Here is a 23,361-nt window from a genome sequence, read left to right as displayed (position 1 = left end):
GACCTTCTGCACGGCAGACGAAAACCGGCCTACAATGGGAACCATTCTTATTTATTGCGGTCACACCGTGTGCGACTGATCGAGCTGCCCAAAGGTGCCCGTGCCGTGGTGGAAAGCGTGCAAGATGCCCATGCCGACGACGCCATCGCGCAACGTCTGCGCGATCTGGGTTTCGTGCCCGGCGAGCCGGTGCGCCTCATCGCCCGCGGGCCCCTGGGCGGCGATCCGCTGTTGATCCAGATCGGCTCGACACGCTTTGCGCTGCGCCGCGCCGAGGCCGCGCGCGTGCACGTGCGACCGGAGGCCAAGCCATGAGTGCCGCCACATTGCGCATCGCCTTGGTCGGCAATCCCAATTGCGGCAAGACCGCGCTGTTCAACCAGCTCACCGGCGGCCGGCAGAAGGTGGCCAATTACGCCGGCGTCACTGTCGAGCGCAAGGAAGGCCGTTTCACCGCGCCTTCCGGCCGCGTGCTGCACGTGCTCGACCTGCCCGGCACCTACAGCTTCGATGCGACCAGCCCGGACGAGCGCATCACCCGCGACGTGCTGGAAGGCAACTATCCCGGCGAGGCGCCGCCCGACCTCATTGTCTGCGTGGCCGATGCCACCAACCTGCGCCTGCACCTGCGCTTCGTGCTCGAGGTCAAGCGGCTGGGCCGGCCGATGGTGCTCGCGCTCAACATGATGGACGCGGCGCGTCGCCGAGGCATCGTCATCGACGTGGCGAAACTCTCGCAGCGGCTCGGCATGCCGGTGGTGGAGACCGTCGCCGTGCGCCGTGACGGCGTGCGCGCGCTGATTGCCCAGGTGGATGGCGAAGTGCCTGCCGCCGGCCCGGCGCAGGCAGACGATCCGGCCAGCCGCGCCGACCTGCACGAGGAAGTACGCGCACTCATGCACGATGCCGTGCGCATGCCGCGCGCCACCGATGCGCTGGACGATGCACTGGATCGCTGGGCCCTGCACCCGGTGTTCGGCCTCGTCATCCTGGCCGCGGTGATGTTCCTGGTGTTCCAGGCGGTGTACTCACTCGGCAAGCCGATGACCGACGCCATCGCCGCCGGCTTCGACTGGCTCGGCGCCCATGTCGCCACCTGGCTGCCGGCCGGGCCGCTGCAGAGCCTCGTCACCGACGGCCTGTTCGGTGGCCTCGGCACCGTACTCGGCTTCCTGCCCGAGATCCTGGTGCTGTTCTTCTTCATCCTCACGCTGGAGGAGTCGGGCTATCTGCCGCGCGCGGCGTTCCTGCTCGACCGGCTGATGGTGGCGGTGGGGCTGACCGGGCGCTCGTTCATCCCGCTCCTGTCCAGCTTCGCCTGTGCGATTCCCGGCATTATGGGCACGCGATCGATCACCGATCCGCGCGATCGTTTGGCCACCATCCTGGTGGCCCCGCTGATGACCTGCTCGGCACGGCTGCCGGTATATGCGCTCTTGATCGGTGCGTTCATCCCGTCGCGGCGGGTGCTCGGCCTGTTCAACCTGCAGGGCATGGTGCTGTTCGCGCTCTATGCGGCCGGCATCGCCGGGGCGATGGGCGTGGGCTGGGTGATGAAGCGCCTGCGCGGCGACAAGAGCGAGCACGCGCTGCTGATGGAGCTGCCCTCCTACCGCCTGCCGCAAGTGCGCGATGTCGCCATCGGGCTGTGGGAACGCACCACCATTTTCTTGCGTCGCCTGACCGGCGTGATCCTGGCGTTGACGGTACTCATGTGGTTCATCTCCACCTTTCCGGCACCGCCGCCCGGCGCCACCGGTCCGGCCATCGAGTACAGCATCGCCGGCTACCTTGGCCGTGCCCTGCAGCATGTTTTCGCGCCGATCGGGTTCAACTGGCAGATCAGCCTGTCGCTGATTCCCGCCTTCGCCGCGCGCGAGACGGCGGTGGCCGCGCTGGCCACGGTCTACGCGGTCGGCGGCGATGCCGGCAGCGGCCTAGGCCAGGCGCTCGCCGCGCACATTCCGCTGGCCAGCGCGTTGTCGCTGCTGGTGTGGTTCGCCTTCGCGCCGCAGTGCATGTCCACGCTGGCGGTGATCCGCCGCGAAACCGGCTCCTGGCGGGTGGTCATGATCGCCTTCGGCTACATGTTCGCACTGGCCTATGTGGCCGCGTTCGTCACCTATCGCCTGGCGGTGTGGCTGACATGAGCGCCGGTCTTTTCGCGCAGTACGTGGTGATTGGCCTGATCGTGCTGACGAGCGCCTGGATCGCGCTGCGCAAGCTGGCGCCCAGGCCCACCAGCCGCTGGCTCGCCGCCGTCGCGCTGCGGCTGGAGCAGCCGCGACACTCGCGCTTCGCGCACGCATTGGGGCGATGGTTGCAGCCCCGGCAGACCACGGGCGATTGCAGCGATGGCTGCGGCACGTGCAACGCTTGTGGACCCAAGCCGCCCGCTGCACAGCGCAGCGCCGATACCCTGCCGCTCACCTTCCGTCCGCGTGGGAAATGATCCGGCGCCGCATCGGCGTGGCTTGTTCGTCATCGCGAGCGAGACGCACACTCGCGACTCCCTCGAACCGTCGAGTCGGCGCCAGCTTGATTTGCCTGCAGCGGGCGAGCCGTTTCAAGGGCGATGGCAGGCGGGCGCATACACATCGCGAACGCGACGTTGCGACCGCATCGTCGAGGGCGCTTTGGTCCATGGGGACACTTTGAGGGCGAGGACGACGCTGGGTCTCGGGGCATTGTCCGCGCATTGAAAGCCGCTACATGCGGAACACGCCGAAGCGCTGCGGTTCGATCGGCGCGTTCATCGCCGCGGAGATCGCCAGCCCCAGCACGCGACGGGTGTCGGCCGGGTCGATGATGCCGTCATCCCACAGCCGCGCGCTGGCGTAGTAGGGATGGCCCTGGCGCTCGTACTGCGCGCGGATCGGCGCCTTGAAGGCCTCCTCTTCCTCCGCGCTCCAGGTCTTGCCGGCGGCCTCGATGCCGTCGCGGCGCACGGTGGCCAGCACCGAGGCGGCCTGTTCGCCGCCCATCACGCTGATGCGCGCGTTGGGCCACATCCACAGGAAGCGGGCGCCGTAGGCGCGGCCGCACATGGCGTAGTTGCCGGCGCCGAAGCTGCCGCCGATCACCACGGTGAACTTGGGCACGTGCGAGCAGGCCACCGCGGTGACCATCTTGGCGCCGTCCTTGGCGATGCCGGCGTTCTCGTATTTTTTGCCGACCATGAAGCCGGTGATGTTCTGCAGGAACACCAGCGGCACGTTGCGCTGGTTGCACAGTTCGATGAAGTGCGCGCCCTTGAGCGCGCTCTCGGCGAACAGGATGCCGTTGTTGGCGACGATGCCCACCGGATAGCCGTATAGGTGCGCAAAGCCGGTGACCAGGGTCTTGCCGTAGCGCGCCTTGAACTCGTGGAACGCCGAGCCGTCGACCAGGCGCGCGATCACCTCGTGCACGTCGAACGGGCGGCGCGTGTCGGTGGGGATCACGCCGTAGAGTTCCTCGGCCGGATAGCGCGGTTCGCACGGCTCGGCGAGCGCGAGCGGCATCGTCTTGCGGGCATTGAGGTGGGTGACGACCTGACGGGCGAGGGCGAGCGCATGCGCATCATTCTCGGCCAGGTGGTCGGCGACGCCGGAAACGGCCGTATGCACGTCCGCGCCGCCCAGCGCCTCGGCGTCCACCACCTCGCCGGTGGCGGCCTTCACCAGCGGCGGGCCGCCGAGGAAGATGGTGCCCTGGCCGCGCACGATGATGGTCTCGTCGCACATGGCCGGCACGTAGGCGCCGCCGGCGGTGCACGAGCCCATCACCACCGCGATCTGCGGGATGCCCAGCGCGGACAGCTGCGCCTGGTTGAAGAAGATGCGCCCGAAGTGCTCCTTGTCGGGAAACACCTCGTCCTGCAGCGGCAGGAAGGCGCCGCCGGAATCGACCAGATAGATGCACGGCAGGCGGTTCTCGCGAGCGATCTCCTGCGCGCGCAGGTGCTTTTTCACCGTCATCGGGAAATAGGTGCCGCCCTTCACCGTGGCATCGTTGGCGACCACCATCACCTCGCGGCCGGCGACGCGGCCGATGCCGGTGACGATGCCGGCGGCCGGTGCCTGGTCCTCGTACAGCCCGTGCGCGGCGAGCGGCGAGAGTTCCAGGAACGGCGAACCCGGATCGAGCAGGGCGCGGATGCGCTCGCGTGGCAGCAGCTTGCCGCGGGCGACGTGTTTCTCGCGCGCCTTGGCGCCGCCGCCCTCGGCACTTCTGGCCAGCTCGCGCTTGAGGTCCTCGACCAGCGCGCGCATCGCGGTCGCGTTGGCCTGGAAATCGGATGAGCGTGGATCGATCTGCGTGGCGAGTGCGTGCATGCCTAGCCTGCCGGTTACCGGTGGACGCCGGATGATAAACCGCAGCGTTCCATTGCCGGCCGAAGCCCTGCAAAAAAAAAGGTTCTTCTCCCAACTGAGTGGAGAGAGGCGCACGGCCGACGGGTCAGACTTGCTGTTCTCTAGGCAACAAACTGGGGCCGGCCGTGGCCGAGCAGGCTTGTATGGCCCGTCTGGGCGGCTGGACGGGATACCGAGTTGGCAAGTGGCGTCATGAGCTGCGCAGGCAGCAGCGCTGGCTGGTGATCGAGTTGGAGCCGACGCCGGGGGCGCAGCGGCAATGCACGGGCTGTGGGCAGGCGGTCGTGGCCATCCATGACTGGACGATGCGGCGCATTCGCGAGTTGCCCGTGTTCGGTGCGCCGGTGGAGCTGCACGTGCCGCGTCTTCGGCTGGCTTGCCAGGGCTGCGGGCCGCGGCTGGAACAGTTGGACTGGCTGGATCCGCATGCGCGGGTAACGCGGCGTCTGGCCGACAGCGTGGCCCGGCTGTGCGCGGTGACGTCGGTGCTGCACGCGGCGCGTTGGCATGGCATCGACTGGAAGACGGCCAAGGCCATCGACTGGCGGGCACTGGAGCGCGATCTGGGGCCGGTGGATCTGGAGGGCGTGCGCCGGATCGCCATGGACGAGTTCGCGATCCAGAAGGGCCATCGCTACGCCACCGTGGTGGTCGATGTGGAGCGCAAGCGGGTGCTGTGGGTGGGGCGCGGCCGTTCGCGAGTCGAGATCAGGCCGTTCTTCGAACGGCTCGGACCGGCGCGTTGCGCACGCATCGAGGCCGTGGCCATGGACATGAACACGGCGTTCGACCTGGAAGTGCGCCAGCACTGCCCGAATGCCCGCGTGGTGTACGACCTGTTCCACGTGGTCGCCAAGTACGGACGCGAGGTGATTGGCCGGGTGCGGGTGGACGCGGCCAATCAGCTGCGTCACGACAAGCCGGCGCGCCGAGTGGTCAAGCGCGCCCACTGGCTGCTGCTGCGCAATCCTCGGCGCCTGAAGGAAGCCGAACACATCCGGCTGGACGAGGTGCTGGCGGCCAACCGGCCGCTGATGACGGCCTACGTGATGAAAGAACAGCTCAAGGCGCTGTGGAACGCACCGACAGCCTGGGCGTGGCGGGCAGCCTGGAAACAGTGGCTACGCCATGCCCAGGAAAGCGGTATCCCCGCCCTGACCCACTTCGCTCAATGCCTCAAACCTTACTGGCGCGGCATCCTCAGCCGGGTGCGCTGGCCCCTGCATACCGGCCTGCTCGAAGGCATCAACAACAAGATCAAGGTCATCAAGCGCATCGCCTACGGCTACCGCGATGACGCCTACTTCTTCCTCAAGATCCGGGCGGCCTTCCCCGGAGTTGGGTGAAGAACCAAAAAAAACCGGCCGCGCAAGGCGACCGGTCGGGAGAGCCTTGAAGAAACAGGGCTCAGTGGTTGCCGCTCTGATCCTTCTGATCCTGCGCCTGGTCCTTGGCCTTGTCGGCAGCATCCTTGGCCTGATTGGCAGCGTCCTTGGCGGCATCGGCGGCATTTTGAGCCTGCTGCGAAGCGGCGTTCGAAGCGCTCGAGGAGTTCGCCGGCGCGTTGCTGGAAGCCGCGGCGGCGGCCTGCTGAGCCTGGTCGGCAGCCTGACCGGCGGCATTGGCCGCACCGTTGGCCTGCTCGGCTGCAGGGGCGGCGGCCGGGCTCTGCGCCGCGGACTGCTGCGCCTGCTCGGCAGCCTGCTGGGCCTGATCGGCAGACTTCTGGGCGTCTTGCGCGGAATCCTGCGCGCCGTTGCTGCAAGCCGCCAGCAGCGCGACGAGCGCAGAGGCGAGTAGGGTACGCGTCAACTTCATAATGGATCTCCTATACCGTGGAATGCCATTTGGCGGCGCTATTAATAACGCCTTTGCGTTAATCGCGCCACAACTTCATGGTGCGGCCTTCAGTGCGGATTGGGCGTGTAGCGAAAAAACTCGAGTTTTCACACGCATGTCACTTCAATCCAGGCGTTCCACCGCGAGCGCAGTCGCCTCGCCGCCGCCGATACACAGCGAGGCCACGCCGCGGCGCACATTGCGCTGGCGCATGGCATTGAGCAGGGTGACCACCAGCCGGGCGCCGCTGGCGCCGATCGGATGGCCCAGCGCACAGGCGCCGCCATGCACGTTGAGCTTGGCGTGCGGAATGCCGAGCTCCTTCATCGGCGTCATCGCCACCACCGCGAAGGCCTCGTTGACTTCGAAAAGATCGACGTCCTCGATCTTCCAGCCGGCCTTGTCCAGCACCTTGCGGATCGCACCGACCGGCGCGGTGGTGAACCATTCCGGTTCCTGCGAGTGGGTGGCGTGCGCGACGATGCGCGCCAGCGGCGCGATGCCGCGCGCCTTGGCCTCGTCGGTGGTCATCAGCACCACGGCGGCCGCGCCGTCGGAGATGCTCGACGAACTGGCCGCGGTGATGGTGCCGTTCTCCTTGCGGAAGGCGGGCTTGAGGGTCGGGATCTTGGCCACGTCGACGCGGCCGGGCTGCTCGTCGGTGTCCACCTGCACCTCGCCCTTGCGCCCGGCTACGGTGACCGGCACGATCTCGTCGGCGAAGGCGCCCTCCGCCTGCGCGGCCTTGGCGCGGCGCACGGATTCGGCGGCGAAGGCGTCCTGTTCCTCGCGGGTGAAGTGGTACTTGTCGGCGCACAGTTCGCCGAACACGCCCATCGCCTTGCCCTGGTACGGATCGGTCAGGCCGTCCCAGGCCATGTGGTCGACGAGCTGGCCGTCGCCGTAGCGGATGCCGGTGCGCGCCTGCACCATGTGCGGCGCGTTGGTCATCGACTCCATGCCGCCGGCGACGACGATCTTCGCCGAGCCGGCCTTGATGAGATCGTGACCCAGCATGATCGACTTCATGCCCGAGCCACAGACCTTGTTGATGGTGGTGCAGCCGGCGGCCGGCGGCAGCCCGGCGGCGAGCGCGGCCTGGCGCGCCGGTGCCTGGCCGAGGTTGGCCGGCAGCACGCAGCCCATGATCACCTCGCTGACGTCGCTGCCGTCGACGCCGGCCTGCGCGAGCGCGGCCTTGATCGCGGCCGCGCCGAGCTTGGGCGTCGGCACGCCGGTGAACTGGCCGAGGAAGGAGCCGATCGCGGTGCGCTTGGCGCCGACGATGACGATGCTGGAATCGGACATGGGAAACCTCCGGGATGGGGCGCGGGACCTTGCAAAGGTCCCGGCAGGGAACGGCCCGATTATCGCAGTGCCGGAAAGCCGCCCGCAAACACCGGGTGGAAGGCGGAAAAACCTTGGCCGTCAGGCCTTGCCGTGGAACAGCTCGCGGCCGATCAGCATGCGCCGGATCTCATTAGTGCCGGCGCCGATCTCGTACAGCTTGGCGTCGCGCAGCAGGCGGCCGGCCGGGTAATCGTTGATGTAGCCGTTGCCGCCCAGGGACTGGATCGCCTCCAGCGCCACCCGTACCGCGTTGGTCGAGGCATTGAGCAGGCAGGCGGCCGGGTCCACGCGCGACCGGATGCCGGCGTCGAACTGCTGCGCCACCAGATAGGCGAAGCCGCGCGAGGATTGCAGCGCGGTGTACATGTCGGCGATCTTGGCCTGCATCAGTTCGAAGGTGCCGATCGGCGCGTTGAACTGCTTGCGCTCGCGCACGTAGGGCAACACCAGGTCCATGGCCGCCTGCATGATGCCGAGCGGGCCGCCGGAGAGCACCAGGCGCTCGGTATCGAGGCCGCTCATCAGCACGCGCACGCCCTCGTTCACCTCGCCGACGATGTTCTCCTCGGGAATCTCGCAGTTCTCGAACACCAGCTCGCAGGTGTTGGAGCCGCGCATGCCGAGCTTGTCGAGCTTCTGCGCGGTGGAGAAGCCGGGCATGCCCTTCTCGATGATGAAGGCGGTCATGCAGCGGCTGCCGGCCGCGCGCGGCGCGGTGCGCATGTAGACCAGCAGCACGTCGGCGTCCGGGCCGTTGGTGATCCACATCTTGCTGCCGTTGGCGACCCAGCGGTCGCCCTTCTTTTCAGCGCGGCAGGCCATCGAACCGACCACGTCGGAACCGGCCCCCGGCTCGCTCATCGCCAGCGCGCCGACGTACTCGCCCGAGCACAACTTCGGCAGGTACTTGCGCCGCTGCGCCTCGTTGCCGTTGTGGAAGATGTTGTTGACGCACAGGTTGGAGTGCGCGCCGTAGGAAAGCCCGACCGAACCCGATGCGCGCGAGATTTCCTCCATCGCCACCATGTGCGCGAGATAGCCCATGCCGCTGCCGCCGTACGCCTCGGCGACGGTGATGCCGAGCAGGCCGAGCTCGCCGAACTTGCGCCAGAGGTCGGCGGGAAAGGCGTTCTCGCGGTCGATGCGGTCGGCACGCGGAGCGATTTCCTTGTCGGCGAAGGCGCGCACGCTTTCGCGCAGGAGGTCGATGTCTTCACCGAGCGGAAAGGGACGCATCGCGAACTCCAAAAAAACGGCCTGAGGCCATCGGGTCGATGGTAACCCAGGCGCAGGCCGTGGTTTGGCGGGAGGTCAGGCGCGCGGCGCGAGGCCGGCGCCTGGCCCCGTCGCTCATTGACCGCGCAGGCGGCCGGCAAAACGCGGCTTGCCGTTGCCCATCGTCGGCAGCTTGATCTTGCCGATGGTCTCGATGCGCTCCTCGGCCAGGCGATCGGCGGCTTTGTAGGTGGGAATGCCCTGGATCTTGCTGATCTCGAAGATGCGCGACAGGTTGTAGTAGATCGTGCGCATCATGCGCATGGCGCGCTCGCGGTTGTAGCCGTCGATTTCCAGCGAGACATTCATCACGCCGCCGGCGTTGACGGCATAGTCGGGCGCGTAGAGCACGCCGCGGCGCTGCAGCTCGTCGCCGATCGCGTCGCTGGCGAGCTGGTTGTTGGCCGCGCCGCAGATGACCTTGGCCTTGATCCGGTCGATGGTCTGCTCGTTCAGGGTGCCGCCGAGGGCGCACGGCGAGAACACGTCCATGTCGACGTCGTAGATTTCATCCAGGCCCACCGCCTCGCAGCCGAGCTCGTCCACGCAGCGGCGTACCGCCTCCTGGTTGATGTCGGTCACGTAGACCTTGGCGCCCTGTTCGCGCAAGAGCTTGATGAACTCGCTGCCGACGTGGCCGGCACCCTGTACGGCGTAGCGGTACTTGCCCACCTCTTCATTGCCGAACTGGAAACGCAGCGCGGCCATCAGACCCTGCAGCGTGCCATAGGCGGTGAACGGCGAGGGATCGCCCGAGCCGCCGTGCACCTGATGCACGCCGGTCACGAACTCGGTCTCGCGGAACACGTATTCCATGTCGTTGACGTCGATGCCCACGTCCTCCGCGGTGATGTAGCGGCCGTGGAGCGAATCGACGAAGCGGCCGAAGGCGCGGAACAGCGCTTCGGACTTGTCCTTGGACGGATCACCGATGATCACCGCCTTGCCGCCACCCAGGTTGAGGCCCGCCACCGCGTTTTTGTAAGTCATGCCGCGCGACAGGCGCAGCACGTCATTGAGCGCGTCCTGCTCGCTCTTGTAGGGCCACATGCGCAGGCCGCCGAGGGCGGGGCCGAGGACGGTGTTGTGGATCGCGATGATCGCCTTGAGACCGGCGTCGCGGTTCTGGCAGAAGACGACTTGCTCGTGGCCGGTCTTGGCAATGGTTTCGAAAAGCATGGAATCGATGGCTCCGGGTTGGCGGCACCGCGGGGACGGGCCGGGTACGTCGGGAAATGCCGGTCCAGCGCGGCAGTTCCCTCCAGTTGAAAAGCTGGAAACGCGCACGCCCCGGCAGGGCCGGGGCGCAGGTTTTGAGCCGCCTAGTTTAGCCTTTCGTCGCCGCGCGGGCTTTCGCGGCGCAGCAAGCGGCCGTGGCCGGGCCTCAACGCACCCAATGGCCAGGCACGAAATGCCAGTAGGGGCCGCGTCGCACCCAATGATCCGGGACATAGTGCCAACCGGGCCGCTCACGCACCCAATAGCCCTCCACCCAGACGTGACGATGCCCTTCCCAGCGCCAGTAGCCCGGGACCCAGACGTAGCCGCGTCTGGGTGGAGGCGGTGGTGCGTAGCGCGGTGGCGGCGGGGCGACGCGCACGTCGAGGACGACGGTGTCGGCGTGCAGCGCGGGCGCATGGCCGGCCGCGCCGGCAAGTGCAAGAAGCAGGGCGGCAGGGGCGAGGCGTCGTGACAGGGAAGGCATCGCAAGGTCTCCGGTGCGCCGAGGGATCGGCCGTTCGTGGTGGATGAACGCGATGCCGCGGGTACTGTTGACCCGCGTCCCAATGCCCCGTTCAGGCGTCGTCCAGCGCCGCCTCACAGGCGGCAATGGGGGGCGCGTCCGCTGGCACGGGCCTGCTCATAGACCGGCAGCAATTGCTGCGCCTCGGCGGCGAGCCGCTGCTCGCGGTCGGCCGGCGAGGGATGCGTGGAAAGGAAGGCCGGCAGCTTGCTGCCGCCCTGCGTGGCCATCTTGTGCCACAGGGTGGCTGCCGCGCGCGGGTCGAAGCCCGCCTCGGCCATGTAGCGCAGGCCGAGGGTGTCGGCCTCGCTCTCCTGCACGCGCGAGAACGGCAGCAAAATGCCCACTTCCGCGCCCAGGCCGAGGGCGGCGGCGGCATAGCCGGTGTCGGTGCCGCGCGAGCCGGCGTACAGCGTGCCGGCCAGCACGGCCGCCTGTGCGGCATAGGTGTCCGAGACCCGCTCGGCACCATGACGCGCCACCACGTGGGCAAGCTCGTGGCCCAACACCACGGCGAGCTGGTCCTGGTCGGTGGCCACCTTGAACATGCCCAGATTGACGCCGATGCGCCCGCCGGGCAGGGCGAAGGCATTGGCATCGTTGTCGCCGACGATCTGCACCTCCCAGTCCTGGCTGTTCCACGGCGGCGGCAGTACCGCGACCAGCGCATTGGCCACGCAGGTGGCATAGGCGCGCTCGCGCGGGGCGTCGACGAACTTGCCCTGCTTGCGCAGGCTGTCGAACGCGGCCAGGCCCATCTGGTTCATCTGGCTGTCCGACACCATGATCAACTGCGAGCGTCCGGTCGGCGAGGTGGCGCAGCCGGCGAGGACGAAGGCGAGGAAAGTTGCGGCGAACAGGCGACGTTTCATCGGATGACCATCCCCTCAATGGACTTGGCTGCCAAGCATAGCCTCGGCCTTGGGCGACCGCATCGTCGTTGCCGGGGCGCATGCACGGCGCCGGGCGACAGTGCGCAGCGTCGCCCCTGTCGCAGGGCCGCGCAGTCGTCACGCGCCGGTTGCTGCGCTTTCCCGGCAATCGGGGGCGGATTTCGATGAGCCGCAGAGGCGCCTGGCGCCCTTGCCGTTCCTCCGGCGACACGAACCTCTAGAATGGAACGTCTTCAAGCGCCGCCGCACGGAGTCTCCCCATGAGCACGCCCGCCCAGCAGATCTCGGCCCGCCCCCAGCCCGAACCGGCCCCGCTGCGCTTCGTCACTGCGGCCAGCCTGTTCGACGGCCACGACGCGGCGATCAACATCATGCGCCGGATCATCCAGGCGCAGGGCGGCGAAGTGATCCACCTGGGGCACAACCGCGCCGTGGAGGACGTGGTGCGTGCGGCGCTGCAGGAGGATGCCGACGCCATCGCGCTGTCGTCCTACCAGGGCGGGCACGTCGAGTACTTCAAGTACATGGTCGACATGCTGCGTGCCAAGGGCGCGGCCCACGTGCGCGTGTTCGGCGGCGGCGGCGGCACCATCACGCCGGAGGAGATCCGCGCGCTGGAGGCGTACGGCGTCGAGCGCATCTACCATCCCAATGACGGCCTCAAGCTCGGGCTCGAGGCCATGATCGGCGATCTCATGACGCGCACCCGCGAGGCTGCGCAATGGCGCCAGCGGACGCATGCGCCGATGCCTGCCGCACAGGTGGATGTGCGCGACGAGCTCGCGGTGGGGCGCATGCTCACCACGCTGGAGCAGGGTGCCCTCGACGAGGCCGAGCTCGCGCGGTTGCGCAAGGCCTGGGCACTGGCCGGTCGCCGCACGCCGGTGATCGGCGTCACCGGCACCGGCGGCGCCGGCAAGTCCTCGGTGGTGGACGAGCTGCTGCTGCGCTTTCTGCACGCCTTTCCGGAAATGCGCATCGCCGTGCTGGCGGTCGATCCGACCCGGCGCCGTTCCGGCGGCGCGCTGCTTGGCGACCGCATCCGCATGAATGCGCTGCGCAGTCCGCGTGTCTACATGCGCTCGATGGCCACCCGCCGCCAGCATGCGGCGACCAGCGAGATGCTGCACGACTGCATCGGCTTCCTCAAGGCGCAGGATTACGACCTGGTCATCGTCGAGACCGCCGGCATCGGCCAGAGCGATTCGGAGATCGTCGACCTGGTCGACTTCCCGGTCTACGTGATGACCTCCGACTACGGCGCCGCCTCGCAGCTGGAGAAGATCGACATGCTCGACTTCGCCGAGCTCGTCGTGCTCAACAAGTTCGACCGCCGCGGCGCCGAGGATGCGCTGCGCGACGTGCGCAAGCAGTGGAAGCGCAACCATCACGCCTTCGCCATGAAGGACGAGGACGTCCCGGTCTATCCGACCATCGCCAGCCAGTTCAACGACCCGGGCACCACCTGGATGTTCGTCAACCTGTGCCGGCTGCTGCGGCAGAAGCTCGGCGAGGCCGACTGGTCATCGGGCACGACGCGCTGCGATTTCCAGCCCCAGGTCGACGTGTCGATCAAGGAACCGCGGGCGACGGTGCTGATTCCTGGGCAGCGCATCCGCTATCTCGCCGAGATCGCCGAGCAGGGCCGCGCGATCAATGCCGGCATCGAGCAGATGGCCGACGCGGCCAGCCGTGCCCAGCATTATCACGAGGCGCTGCGCGAGCTGGGCGATCCGCTGCTGCCGAAACCGCTCGAGATGTACGAGCATGCCGCGCTGCAGATGGCGGACGGGACGACGGAGCGCGCGGTGACGCTGCTGCGTCAGCGCTACAACGAGGCGGTGAAGGCACTCTCCGGCGAGGCGATCCGCCTGCTGCGCGACTGGCCCGCGCAGCGCGACGCGGTCACCCGCGAGGTCAACGAGTACCTCGTGCGCGGCAAGCCCGTGCGCGTGCAGAACTACCGCGAATCCTTGAGTCACCAGAAGATCCCGAAGATCGCACCGCCGCGTTATCGCGACTGGGGCGAGCTGCTGCGTTTCCTGATGCGCGAGCATCTGCCCGGCCACTATCCCTACACCGGCGGCGTGTATCCGTACCGGCGCACCGGCGAGGATCCGACCCGCATGTTCGCCGGCGAGGGCACGCCCGAACGCACCAACCGGCGCTTCCATTACCTGAGTGACGGCCAGCCCGCGGCGCGGCTCTCCACCGCGTTCGATTCGGTCACGCTGTACGGCGAGGACCCGGCCGAGCGCCCGGACATCTACGGCAAGATCGGCAATTCCGGCGTCTCCATTGCCACGCTCGATGACATGAAGAAGCTCTACTCGGGCTTCGATCTTTCCGCGCCGACCACCTCGGTGTCGATGACCATCAACGGTCCCGCGCCGATGATCCTGGCGATGTTCATGAACACCGCCATCGACCAGACCGTGGAGAAATACCTGAAGGCCGATGCCGAGCGCTGGGCCGCCGCCGAGCGGCGCATCGCGCGCCTGCGCGAGGAGCGCGGGCAGCCGCGTTATGCCGGCGAGCTGCCGCCCGGCAATGATGGCCTGGGCCTGGGGCTGCTCGGCGTCACCGGCGATGAGCTCGTCGAGCCGGAGGTGTACGCCAGGATCAAGGCCGAGACGCTCAAAGTGGTGCGCGGCACCGTGCAGGCGGACATCCTGAAAGAGGACCAGGCGCAAAACACCTGCATCTTCTCCACCGAATTCGCCCTGCGCATGATGGGCGACATCCAGCAGTACTTCATCGACCACCAGGTGCGCAATTTCTATTCGGTGTCGATCTCCGGCTATCACATCGCCGAGGCCGGCGCGAACCCGATCAGCCAGCTCGCCTTCACTTTGAGCAACGGCTTCACCATCGTCGAGTACTACCTTGCGCGAGGGATGAAGATCGACGACTTCGCGCCGAACCTGTCGTTCTTCTTCTCCAACGGCATGGACCCGGAATACACCGTGATCGGCCGCGTCGCGCGACGCATCTGGGCCCGCGCGATGCGCGAGCGCTACGGCGCCAACGAGCGCAGCCAGATGCTCAAGTACCACATCCAGACCTCGGGGCGTTCCCTGCACGCGCAGGAGATCCAGTTCAACGACATCCGCACCACGCTGCAGGCGCTGTACGCCTTGTTCGACAACTGCAATTCGCTGCACACCAACGCCTACGACGAGGCGATCACCACGCCCACCGAGGAAAGCGTGCGCCGCGCGGTGGCGATCCAGATGATCATCAACAAGGAGCTCGGGCTCAATTTCAACGAGAACCCGTGGCAGGGCAGCTTCATCGTCGAGACCCTGACCGACCTCGTCGAGGAGGCGGTGTACCGCGAGTTCGAGGCGATCAGCGAACGCGGCGGCGTGCTCGGTGCGATGGACACCATGTACCAGCGCGGCAAGATCCAGGAAGAAAGCCTCTACTACGAGCAGAAGAAGCACGACGGTTCGCTGCCGATCGTCGGCGTGAACACCTTCCTGCCGCGCGAGCATGGCGGCGAGGTGACCACCGAGATCGAGCTGATCCGTTCCACGGAGGCGGAGAAGGCGCAGCAGATCGCCAACGTCGAGGCGTTCCGCCAGTCGCGCAATCCGCTCGCGCCGGACAGCCTGAAGCGCCTGCAGCAGGCCGCGCGCGAGCGGCGCAACGTGTTCGAGCAGTTGATGGAGGCGGTCAAGTACAACTCGCTCGGCCAGATCAGCCACGCGCTCTACGACGTCGGCGGCGAATACCGTCGCAACATGTAGGCGGGCAATCCTCGGCGCGGCGCGCCGCCCTCAGCGCGCCGCCGGCTGCAGCATGGCCTCGACGTCCGCATAGCGGCCGTCGTTGGCCGCCGGCGGCAGGGCGAGCAGGTGCGTCATCAACGGGTAGACGTCGACGTTGGGGAAGGGCGGCACCACCGCGCCCCGCCGGAACGCCGGGCCGTGGGCGATGAAGAGCGCGCGCATGGCCGGTTCGGCATTGTCGTAGCCATGCTCGCCGCGGCTCAGGGTGCCATGCCGGGCGCGGCGGCTCGCCAGATACCCCTCGGTGCCGATGGTCCAGCCGACGTCGGCCAGGCAGACCAGCTGCGGCACGCGCGGGTGGCTGCCGTACTGCAGTCGCGCGGGGATGCGTGTCTTGTCCCAGCAGTGCATGTGCGGCTGCGGCGCCTCCAGCGTGTGTTCGATCGCGGCGAAGGACGCCTCCCGGCCGGGCTTCGGATTGAAGCCGGCCAGCACGCCCAGGCTTACCGTCTGCACCTCGTCCAGCCGGATCAGCCGGTCGACCATCACCATCTGGCCTTCGGGCACCGCGGCCATGCCGTGGTCGGCCACCACGATCAGGTTGAGCCGTTCGTAGAGCCCGCGCTCGCGCAGGCCGGCGATCAGGCGCGCCATCGCCGCATCCACCGTGCGCAGCGCGGCATCCAGCTCGGGGCTGTCGGGGCCGAAGGCATGGCCGGCATGATCGACGTCGTCGAAATACAGGGTGATGAAACGAGGCCGCTGCGCGAGGGGACGATCCAGCCAGGCAAGCACCTGTGCCACGCGCTCGGCCGGCGTGACGTTGCCATCGTAAGGCCGCCAGTCGTCCGGATGACGACCGTGGATGGCCGCCTCGCTGCCCGGCCAGAACATGGTCGCGGTGCGCAGGCCATGGTCGTCGGCGGTCTCCCAGATCGGCGTGCCGCCGTCCCACCAGCGGCCGTCGCTCACCGCGGTACGGTCACCGAGCGAGAACCTGCCGAGTACCGGGTCCAGCATGGTGTTGTTGACGATGCCGTGGTGGTCGGGCACCAGCCCGGTGACCAGGGTGTAGTGGTTGGGAAAGGTCAGCGAGGGGAACGCGGGCTGCATCCACTGCGCGCGCACGCCCTCGGCAGCGAGGCCGGCGAGCGTGGGGGTGAGGCCGCGTTCCAAGTAGTCGGCGCGAAAGCCGTCGATCGAGACCAAGAGCAGGACCGCCGGCGACGCCGGCCCGGTTGTGGACTTCGCCGCCGCCTCGGCAGGGGCCGGCGGCGCGCCGGCGCAGCCGGTGAGCCATGCGAGCAGGAGCAGTAGCGCGCCCAGGCGAGACGGGATCTTCATGCGCGGGGTCTTAAGATGGCGAAGTCAGCCACCATCATCGCCGATTCAGATGACCATTCAACGGATGCTTCCACGCATGGCCAGCCGGATCGCCATCATCGCGTCGGTGCTCGGCAGCGCCAGCGCGCTGGCCCAGACCCAGATCCAGCCGCCGCCGCGCAGTGCGGTGCCGCCCGCGCGGCCGGTGGCTCGGCCCGTCGCACCGCCATCCCGGCCGCTGGTGGTGCCGCCACCCAGCCGGCTGCCGGATTACGACCGCCTCTCGCGCCAGCAGCAGGTGCGTGACCAGCTGCAAAAGAACCAGCTGGAAGAGCAGATCCGGCAGACCAGCAGCCAGACCATGCGCCAGCCCGTGCTGGGCGATCCAGCCCAGCAGCAGCGCCTCGAACAGAGCGACGAAGCCCAGCGCCAGCGCGCCCGTGCCCGTGACCAGGATGCCGTCGACCGCTATCGCGACAGCACCGCGCCCGGCGTGCCGCCGCCCTCGCGCCAGACGCCGGCGCCCGCGCGCAGCGGCGGTTGAATCCCGTTTTGGCGGCCGGCCGCTTGACCGGCGATGGCCGCCTCGGGCGGCGCGCAAGTGACATGGAGCGACGCCGATGGCGGGCCGGCGCGGGCGGCATCGGCGAGCAGCGTGGATGGTCGGGCGCCGCCACCCTGGCAGTCGGGAGTTTTAAGGAGATCCGGGCCGAGCGACGGCCTGCGCGATCATCCGGTCCCCGCCACGCTGCTCACCGCTTCGAGCCAGGCATGTCGCCGACCGGCGCGTCGCTTCATGGGCGCAGGGCGTTCCAGGAAACCGCCATGCCTGCGCGACGAAGTCGCGGGCGATGCCCCGGGACTGCCGGCAGAGCCCACCGCTTCGAGCCGGGCATGTCGCCGCGACCGGCGCGCCGCTTCATGGGCGCAGGGCGTTCCAGGAAACCGCCATGCCTGCGCGACGAAGTCGCGGGCGATGCCCCGGGACTGCCGGCAGAGCCGGGCCACCGACCAAAGTCGAAGATGTTTGGACCGGACGAGCCCTTGCCAGGCCCCTGGACAGGCCATGCACAATGGCGGGAAGACGCACTTTGCCTGCGTCGCCCGCCGAGGCCGTCATGGATACCCGCGCCCAGCCCATCACGCGCCGCGACGTGCGCACCCTGCTGCTCGCCGCGCTCGGCGGTGCGCTGGAGTTTTACGACTTCGTCGTCTTCGTGTTCTTCGCCAAGGTGCTGGGCGGCGTCTTCTTCCCGCCGGGCACGGCGCCGTGGCTGGCGACCTTGAACACCTACGGCATCTTCGCGGCGGGCTATCTCGCCCGTCCGCTCGGCGGCATCGTGATGGCGCATTTCGGCGACAAGGTCGGCCGCAAGCGCATGTTCATGCTGAGCGTGGTGCTGATGGCGCTGCCGACCTTGGGCATCGGCCTGCTGCCGACCTATGCGGCGGCCGGTGCATGGGCGCCGATGCTGCTGCTGGTGCTGCGCATCGTGCAGGGCGTGGCCATCGGCGGCGAGATACCCGGCGCGTGGGTGTTCGTGGCCGAGCATGCGCCGCGCGGCCGGGTCGGCTTTGCCTGCGCGGTGCTCACCTGCGGGCTGACTTTCGGCATCCTGCTCGGCTCGCTGCTGGCGACCTATCTCAACCACCACTATGCCGCCGCGCAGCTGGCCGCTTTCGGCTGGCGCATTCCGTTCCTGGTCGGCGGCGTGTTCGGCTGCATCGCGGTCTGGCTGCGCCGCTGGCTGAGCGAGACGCCGGTGTTCGAGGAGATCCGTGCCCGCAAGGCCCTGGTCGAGGGGCTGCCGCTCGCGCCGGTGCTGAAGGACCACCTCGCCGGCGTGGTGTTGTCCATGCTGGCGACCTGGACGCTCACCGCGGCGATCGTGGTGGTCATCCTGATGACGCCGACGCTGGTGCAGACCAAGTTCAACTTGCCGGCGGCGGTGGCCTTCGAGGGCAGCAGCCTCGCCTCCCTGTGCCTGTGCATCGGCTGCGTCTTCGGCGGCGTGCTGGTGGACCGTCTCGGCCGCGGCTGGGCGATGGTGCTCGGTTCGGCCGCGATGCTCGTCGCCACGCTGGCCCTGTACATGGATCTGCGCAGCGGCGGCGCGCATTTCATCGCGCTGTTCACGCTGGCCGGCCTGACCTGCGGCGTGGTCGGCGTGGTGCCTTCGGTGCTGGTCGGCGCCTTTCCGGCCGCGGTGCGTTTCAGCGGCATTTCGTTCGCCTACAACGTGGCCTATGCCATTTTCGGTGCGCTGACGCCGCCGCTGATCGGCCTGATCGCCGCCACCATGGGGGCGTTGGCGCCGGCGCAGTACGTGGCGCTGGCCGCGCTGGCCGGCATCGTGGTCGGGTTGCTGCTGCTCCGCCGGCCGGTGCTGGACGCCCGCGCCTGAAGGTCCGCGAAACCGGTCTCAGGCGCCGAGCGGAAGGCTTTCGATCGCGAGCTGCTCGCCCCAGGCCTGCAGCCGGTCGAGCAAGGCGAGCCGGTGCGCCGCGGCGGGATCGCGCCTGAGTTCGGCCAGGCGCGCGAAGTAGTCATCGAGGGTGAGCGTGGTGAGCGGCGTCGGGCGGGTGAGCCGCGCGCGGCGGAACGCTTCCCAGCGTTCCCGCTCGGCCGGATCCAGCGTCTGCGGCCAGTTGCGTGCGCGGTAGCGGAACAGCAGTTCCGGATAGCGCGGATCGCGGAACGGGAACGCGCGCCGACCGAGCTCGGCCGGCGGCGTGCCGCGCACTTCGGCGAGCAGGCGCCGGTCGGCATCGGGCAGGAAACCGGCATACAGCGCCAGTTCCGGGTCCTCGGGCGGCGCCATTGCTGCGGCACGGGCGAACACGCCGCGCAGCTTCGCCCGCAGTGTCTCGCCATGGCGCTGCAGGGTGTCGCGATGACCGAGCGCACGCGCAAGGTCGATGCCCAGCCGGTCGTGGTCGACGCCCTTGAGCACGGACAGCGGCGCCAGCGCGGGCGCGTGATTGGCGCGCACGGTGCGCAGCCGGATGCGTTCGACATCCACGGGCAGGTCGGCGCGGGCGGTGAATACGCGGTCGGCGATGGCGTCCTCGTCGAGATCGAGCCAGGCGGCCGGATCATCGGCGAGGTCGTAGACGATCACCTCGGCCGGGCGCGATGGATGCAGGGCGAGCGGCACGATCAACGCCAGACAGTGCCGGCTGGCCGGATAGCGCGAGGAGACGTGCACCAGCGGCGTCATCGCGGCGGTGTCGAGCAGCTCGAACACGCGCGTCTTGCGGCGCAGGGCGAGGTGCCAGTGCCACAGCCGCGGCTGGCGGGCGCGGATCAGCCGGGCGAGTTCGATCAGTGCGAACACGTCGGCGAGCGCATCGTGGGCGCGGGTCAGCCCGAGCGCGTTGGCGGCGGCCAGGTGTTCCAGCCTGAAGCTCGGCGTGCCGTCCTCGCGGCGCGGCCACACGATGCCCTCGGGCCGCAGCGCCTGGCACATGCGGGCCAGGTCGATCAGGTCCCAGCGCGAGTTGCCGTGCTCCCACTCGCGCGCATACGGGTCGTAGAAGTTGCGGTACAGCAGGTGGCGGGTGAATTCGTCATCGAAGCGCAGCGAGTTGTAGCCGACCGCGCAGGTGCCGGGCCGGGCGAGCTGCTCATGCACGCGGGCGGCGAACTCGGCCTCGCCGAGCCCCTCGCGGTCGGCGGCGAACGGATCGATGCCGGTGACGAGGCAGGCGTCGGGCGAAGGGGCGAGCTCGCGCGGCGGCCTGGCGTAAAACATCACCGGCGCCTCGACGATGTCGAGCTCCGGCGTGGTGCGGATGCCGGCGAATTGCGCCGGGCGGTCGCGGCGCGGATCGGCGCCGAAAGTCTCGTAGTCGTGCCAAAAGAAGGTCTGCATCGCAGCGCGATCATCGCACGGCCGTCCGTGGGGCTGCTGCTAAACTGACCACTTGCTTCGGAGGACGCATGAACCACGTCAACGACGACAACCTGATCTGGATCGATCTGGAAATGACCGGCCTCGATACGGGCAGCGATTCGATCCTGGAGATCGCCACCGTCGTCACCGACAAAGACCTCAACATCCTGGCCGAGGGGCCGGTGTTCGCGATCCGCCACGAACTGGACCGGCTCGAAGCGATGGACGGCTGGAACCGCACCCAGCATCGCAAGTCCGGGCTGTGGCAGCAGGTGCTCGAATCGCTCACCGACCACGCCCAGGCCGAGCAGGCCACGCTGGATTTCCTCAAGGACTGGGTCGGCCCCGGCAAGTCGCCGATGTGCGGCAACTCGATCTGCCAGGACCGCCGCTTCCTGTACCGGCAGATGCCGCGGCTGGAGCGCTATTTCCACTATCGCAACCTCGACGTGTCCACGCTCAAGGAGCTGGCCCGACGCTGGGCGCCGGACGTCGCCCGCGGCTTCAGCAAGGAGTCGGCGCACACCGCGCTTTCGGACATCCGCGATTCGATCGAGGAACTGCGCTACTACCGCCGTTTCATGGGCGCCTTCGGCGGTCAGCCGGGATGCTGACGATGGGTGGACTCGATCCCTTCGCGCGCGTGCTCGACTGCCGCGGCCGGCCGCTGGTGCTCGACCGCCCACGCGTGGCGGGCATCCTCAATGTCACCCCGGATTCGTTCTCCGACGGCGGCCTTTATGCGGATCTCGATGCGGCGGTGGCGCATGGGCTCGCGCTGGCGGCGCAGGGGGCGGACCTGCTCGACGTCGGCGGCGAATCCACCCGGCCCGGCGCGGCCGAGGTGCCGGTCGCGGAGGAGCTGGCGCGGGTCGTGCCGGTGATCGAGCGCCTGGCGGCGCAGACGGCGCTGCCGATCGCGGTGGACACCTCCAAGCCGGAAGTGATGCGTGCGGCGGTGGCCGCCGGCGCCGGCTTCATCAACGACGTCTACGCGTTGCGCCGCCCCGGTGCGCTGGAGGCCGCCGCCGAGCTCGGCGTGCCGGTGTGCCTGATGCATATGCAGGGCGAGCCGCGCACGATGCAGGATGCTCCGCATTACGCGGACGTCGTCGGCGAGGTGCACCGTTTCCTCGCCGATCGCCTGCTCGCCTGCGAGCTCGCCGGCATCGACAAGCGCCGCGTGCTGGTCGATCCGGGTTTCGGCTTCGGCAAGACGCTGGAGCACAACCTGGCGCTGCTGCGCGCGCTGGACCGCTTCGCCGGGCTCGGCGCCGGCGTCTACGTCGGCCTGTCGCGCAAGTCGATGATCGCCGCACTCACCGGCCGCCAGGCGCCGGCCGCACGCGACGCGGGTTCGGTGGCGGCCGCCCTGATCGCGGTGCAGCGCGGCGCGCGGCTGGTACGGGTGCACGACGTTGCCGCCACCGTCGATGCGCTGGCGGTCTGGCAGGCGGTCGCCGCCGGCGATGTGCCGTTGCGCGAAACTCGCCCGCCCGCCCCGCGCTGGCCCGACGAAGACTGACGGCCAGATGCTTGGCCTTCTGCCGTCTCACCAAGACCGACATGGGGATCCGATGACCGAACGCAGATACTTCGGCACCGACGGCATTCGCGGCCGCGTCGGCCAGTGGCCGATCAGCGCGGACTTCTTCCTGCGCCTGGGCCGCGCGGCCGGCACCGTGCTGGCGCGCGAACGCGACCGCCGGCCGCTGCTCTTGATCGGCAAGGACACCCGCGTGTCCGGCTACATGTTCGAATCGGCGCTGGAAGCGGGGCTGGTTGCCGCCGGTGCCGACGTCGGCCTGCTCGGACCGATGCCGACCCCGGCGGTCGCCTTCCTCACCCGCTCGCTGCGCGCCGCCGCGGGCATCGTCATCAGCGCCTCGCACAACCCGCATCAGGACAACGGCGTCAAGTTCTTTTCCGCCGACGGTGAAAAACTTTCCGACGAGATCGAACTCGCCATCGAGGCGGCGCTGGATGAGCCTTTCGTCACCGTGCCTTCCGAGCGGCTCGGCAAGGCGCGCCGCATCGACGACGCCGCCGCGCGCTACATCGAGTTCTGCAAGGCCACCGTGGCCGAGGACTTCAGCCTGCGCGGCCGCAAGATCGTGCTCGACTGCGCCAACGGCGCGACCTACCAGGTGGCGCCGCGGGTGTTCGCCGAACTCGGCGCCGAGCTGGCCACCCTCGGCGACCGCCCCGACGGACTCAACATCAACGCCGGCGTCGGCTCCACCCATCCCGAGGCCCTGCAACGGGCGGTACGCACGCAGCAGGCCGATCTCGGCATCGCCTTCGACGGCGACGGTGACCGCGTGCAGCTGGTCGACGCCGCGGGGAGGCTGATCGACGGCGACGACATCCTCTACGTGCTGGCCCGCGACTGGCACGCGCGGGGCCTCCTGCGCGGGCCGGTGGTCGGCACGCTGATGAGTAACTACGGCCTGGAGCAGGCACTCGCCGCGCTCGGCGTGCCGTTCCTGCGCGCCAAGGTCGGCGACCGTCACGTGCTGCAGCAGCTCAAGGCGCACGGCGGCGTGCTCGGCGGCGAGACCTCCGGCCACATTCTGTGCCTGGATCGCGCCAGCACCGGCGATGGCATCGTTGCGGCGCTCGCCGTGCTCGAGGCCTTGGCCCGCCGCGGCGAGGATCTGACCACCGCCTGCCGGGATCTGCACAAGCTGCCCCAGCGCATGCTCAACGTGCGCGTGGCGGGCGACGCCAGGACGGTGTTGGAGGCGGACACGGTGCGCGTCGCGCTGGCCGCGGCACAACGCTTGCTCGACGGTCGCGGGCGGGTGTTCTTGCGCGCATCGGGTACCGAGCCCCTGATCCGCGTCACGGTCGAGGCCGAGAACGCTGGCGAGGTGCAGCGCGTGGCGCAGGCCCTGGCGCAGGCCGTAGAATCGGCTGCCGAACGTTCGTGAACCCGCGGCGCCGCCAGGC

Annotated in this window: 19 protein-coding genes; 10 read left to right on the top strand and 9 right to left on the bottom strand. The window is 68.9% G+C overall.

Annotation, left to right across the window (positions count from 1 at the left end):
- Window positions 1-69 precede the first annotated feature (69 nt).
- Genes ALSL_RS09160 through ALSL_RS09150 form a run of 3 tightly spaced genes read left to right on the top strand, consistent with a single transcriptional unit; the run spans window position 70 to window position 2,452 of the window.
- Window positions 70-315, top strand: a complete 246-nt coding sequence (locus ALSL_RS09160; RefSeq protein ID WP_126538510.1) for a FeoA family protein — start codon at window positions 70-72, stop codon at window positions 313-315.
- A complete protein-coding gene (feoB, locus tag ALSL_RS09155) occupies window positions 312-2,150 on the top strand; it encodes a ferrous iron transporter B (protein WP_126538508.1) in 1,839 nt (612 codons plus the stop codon). The genes ALSL_RS09160 and feoB overlap by 4 nt, the downstream gene beginning before the upstream one ends.
- Window positions 2,147-2,452 (top strand): DUF6587 family protein, encoded by a 306-nt coding sequence (locus ALSL_RS09150; protein ID WP_126538506.1) that lies wholly within the window; start codon window positions 2,147-2,149, stop codon window positions 2,450-2,452. The genes feoB and ALSL_RS09150 overlap by 4 nt, the downstream gene beginning before the upstream one ends.
- Before the next feature lie 256 nt (window positions 2,453-2,708).
- On the opposite strand, the gene ALSL_RS09145 is transcribed toward ALSL_RS09150, so the two are convergent.
- The gene (locus ALSL_RS09145) at window positions 2,709-4,316 is read right to left on the bottom strand and encodes a carboxyl transferase domain-containing protein (RefSeq protein ID WP_126538504.1); all 1,608 of its coding nucleotides are present in this window, start codon (window positions 4,314-4,316) and stop codon (window positions 2,709-2,711) included.
- Window positions 4,317-4,480: 164 nt separating this feature from the next.
- Between ALSL_RS09145 and ALSL_RS09140 the strand changes: the two genes are divergently transcribed.
- Entirely contained in the window at window positions 4,481-5,701 is a 1,221-nt protein-coding gene (locus ALSL_RS09140; protein ID WP_198410645.1) for an ISL3 family transposase, read from the top strand.
- A 61-nt stretch (window positions 5,702-5,762) separates the two neighbouring features.
- Here the strand turns inward: ALSL_RS09140 and ALSL_RS09135 are convergent, their stop codons facing one another.
- The 6 genes from ALSL_RS09135 to ALSL_RS09110 all read right to left on the bottom strand — a co-directional run bounded on the left by ALSL_RS09135 (window position 5,763) and on the right by ALSL_RS09110 (window position 11,435).
- Complete coding sequence (locus ALSL_RS09135; RefSeq protein WP_126538502.1) at window positions 5,763-6,173, bottom strand: hypothetical protein; 411 nt, start codon at window positions 6,171-6,173, stop codon at window positions 5,763-5,765.
- Window positions 6,174-6,317: 144 nt separating this feature from the next.
- On the bottom strand, window positions 6,318-7,502 hold the full coding sequence (locus ALSL_RS09130) for a thiolase family protein (RefSeq protein WP_126538500.1): 1,185 nt from the start codon (window positions 7,500-7,502) through the stop codon (window positions 6,318-6,320).
- A gap of 120 nt (window positions 7,503-7,622) precedes the next feature.
- On the bottom strand, window positions 7,623-8,780 hold the full coding sequence (locus tag ALSL_RS09125; protein WP_126538498.1) for an isovaleryl-CoA dehydrogenase: 1,158 nt from the start codon (window positions 8,778-8,780) through the stop codon (window positions 7,623-7,625).
- A gap of 114 nt (window positions 8,781-8,894) precedes the next feature.
- On the bottom strand, window positions 8,895-9,998 hold the full coding sequence (locus ALSL_RS09120) for a Glu/Leu/Phe/Val dehydrogenase dimerization domain-containing protein (RefSeq protein WP_126538496.1): 1,104 nt from the start codon (window positions 9,996-9,998) through the stop codon (window positions 8,895-8,897).
- A gap of 205 nt (window positions 9,999-10,203) precedes the next feature.
- The gene (locus ALSL_RS09115; RefSeq protein ID WP_126538494.1) at window positions 10,204-10,524 is read right to left on the bottom strand and encodes a YXWGXW repeat-containing protein; all 321 of its coding nucleotides are present in this window, start codon (window positions 10,522-10,524) and stop codon (window positions 10,204-10,206) included.
- 113 nt (window positions 10,525-10,637) lie between these two features.
- Window positions 10,638-11,435, bottom strand: coding sequence for a M48 family metallopeptidase (locus ALSL_RS09110; RefSeq protein ID WP_126538492.1), 798 nt, complete (start codon window positions 11,433-11,435; stop codon window positions 10,638-10,640).
- Window positions 11,436-11,716: 281 nt separating this feature from the next.
- Between ALSL_RS09110 and ALSL_RS09105 the strand changes: the two genes are divergently transcribed.
- Window positions 11,717-15,208: a methylmalonyl-CoA mutase family protein gene (locus tag ALSL_RS09105; protein ID WP_126538490.1), complete on the top strand. Its 3,492-nt coding sequence runs from the start codon at window positions 11,717-11,719 to the stop codon at window positions 15,206-15,208.
- Between the two features lie 30 nt (window positions 15,209-15,238).
- Here the strand turns inward: ALSL_RS09105 and ALSL_RS09100 are convergent, their stop codons facing one another.
- Window positions 15,239-16,534: an alkaline phosphatase family protein gene (locus tag ALSL_RS09100; RefSeq protein ID WP_126538488.1), complete on the bottom strand. Its 1,296-nt coding sequence runs from the start codon at window positions 16,532-16,534 to the stop codon at window positions 15,239-15,241.
- A gap of 76 nt (window positions 16,535-16,610) precedes the next feature.
- Here ALSL_RS09100 and ALSL_RS09095 point away from each other — a divergent pair, with 76 nt between their 5' ends.
- Together ALSL_RS09095 and ALSL_RS09090 are read left to right on the top strand one after the other, a co-directional pair.
- Window positions 16,611-17,057 (top strand): hypothetical protein, encoded by a 447-nt coding sequence (locus tag ALSL_RS09095; RefSeq protein ID WP_126538486.1) that lies wholly within the window; start codon window positions 16,611-16,613, stop codon window positions 17,055-17,057.
- Between the two features lie 574 nt (window positions 17,058-17,631).
- On the top strand, window positions 17,632-18,918 hold the full coding sequence (locus tag ALSL_RS09090; RefSeq protein ID WP_126538484.1) for an MFS transporter: 1,287 nt from the start codon (window positions 17,632-17,634) through the stop codon (window positions 18,916-18,918).
- Between the two features lie 18 nt (window positions 18,919-18,936).
- Here ALSL_RS09090 and sbcB read toward each other — a convergent pair whose 3' ends face one another.
- Window positions 18,937-20,388 (bottom strand): exodeoxyribonuclease I, encoded by a 1,452-nt coding sequence (gene sbcB / locus ALSL_RS09085; protein WP_126538482.1) that lies wholly within the window; start codon window positions 20,386-20,388, stop codon window positions 18,937-18,939.
- 68 nt (window positions 20,389-20,456) lie between these two features.
- Here sbcB and orn point away from each other — a divergent pair, with 68 nt between their 5' ends.
- The 3 genes from orn to glmM are packed head-to-tail and all read left to right on the top strand — an operon-like array spanning window position 20,457 to window position 23,342.
- Complete coding sequence (orn, locus tag ALSL_RS09080) at window positions 20,457-21,023, top strand: oligoribonuclease (RefSeq protein WP_126538480.1); 567 nt, start codon at window positions 20,457-20,459, stop codon at window positions 21,021-21,023.
- Window positions 21,024-21,025: 2 nt separating this feature from the next.
- Complete coding sequence (gene folP, locus ALSL_RS09075; RefSeq protein ID WP_126540165.1) at window positions 21,026-21,934, top strand: dihydropteroate synthase; 909 nt, start codon at window positions 21,026-21,028, stop codon at window positions 21,932-21,934.
- Window positions 21,935-21,986: 52 nt separating this feature from the next.
- Window positions 21,987-23,342, top strand: coding sequence for a phosphoglucosamine mutase (gene glmM / locus ALSL_RS09070; RefSeq protein ID WP_126538478.1), 1,356 nt, complete (start codon window positions 21,987-21,989; stop codon window positions 23,340-23,342).
- The last annotated feature ends 19 nt before the right edge of the window (window positions 23,343-23,361 follow it).

Source organism: Aerosticca soli (assembly GCF_003967035.1).
Classification (GTDB): Bacteria; Pseudomonadota; Gammaproteobacteria; order Xanthomonadales; family Rhodanobacteraceae; genus Aerosticca; species Aerosticca soli.
The sequence above is the reverse complement of the archived record's forward strand: the minus strand, read 5'-3'. Positions and strand labels throughout refer to the sequence as shown.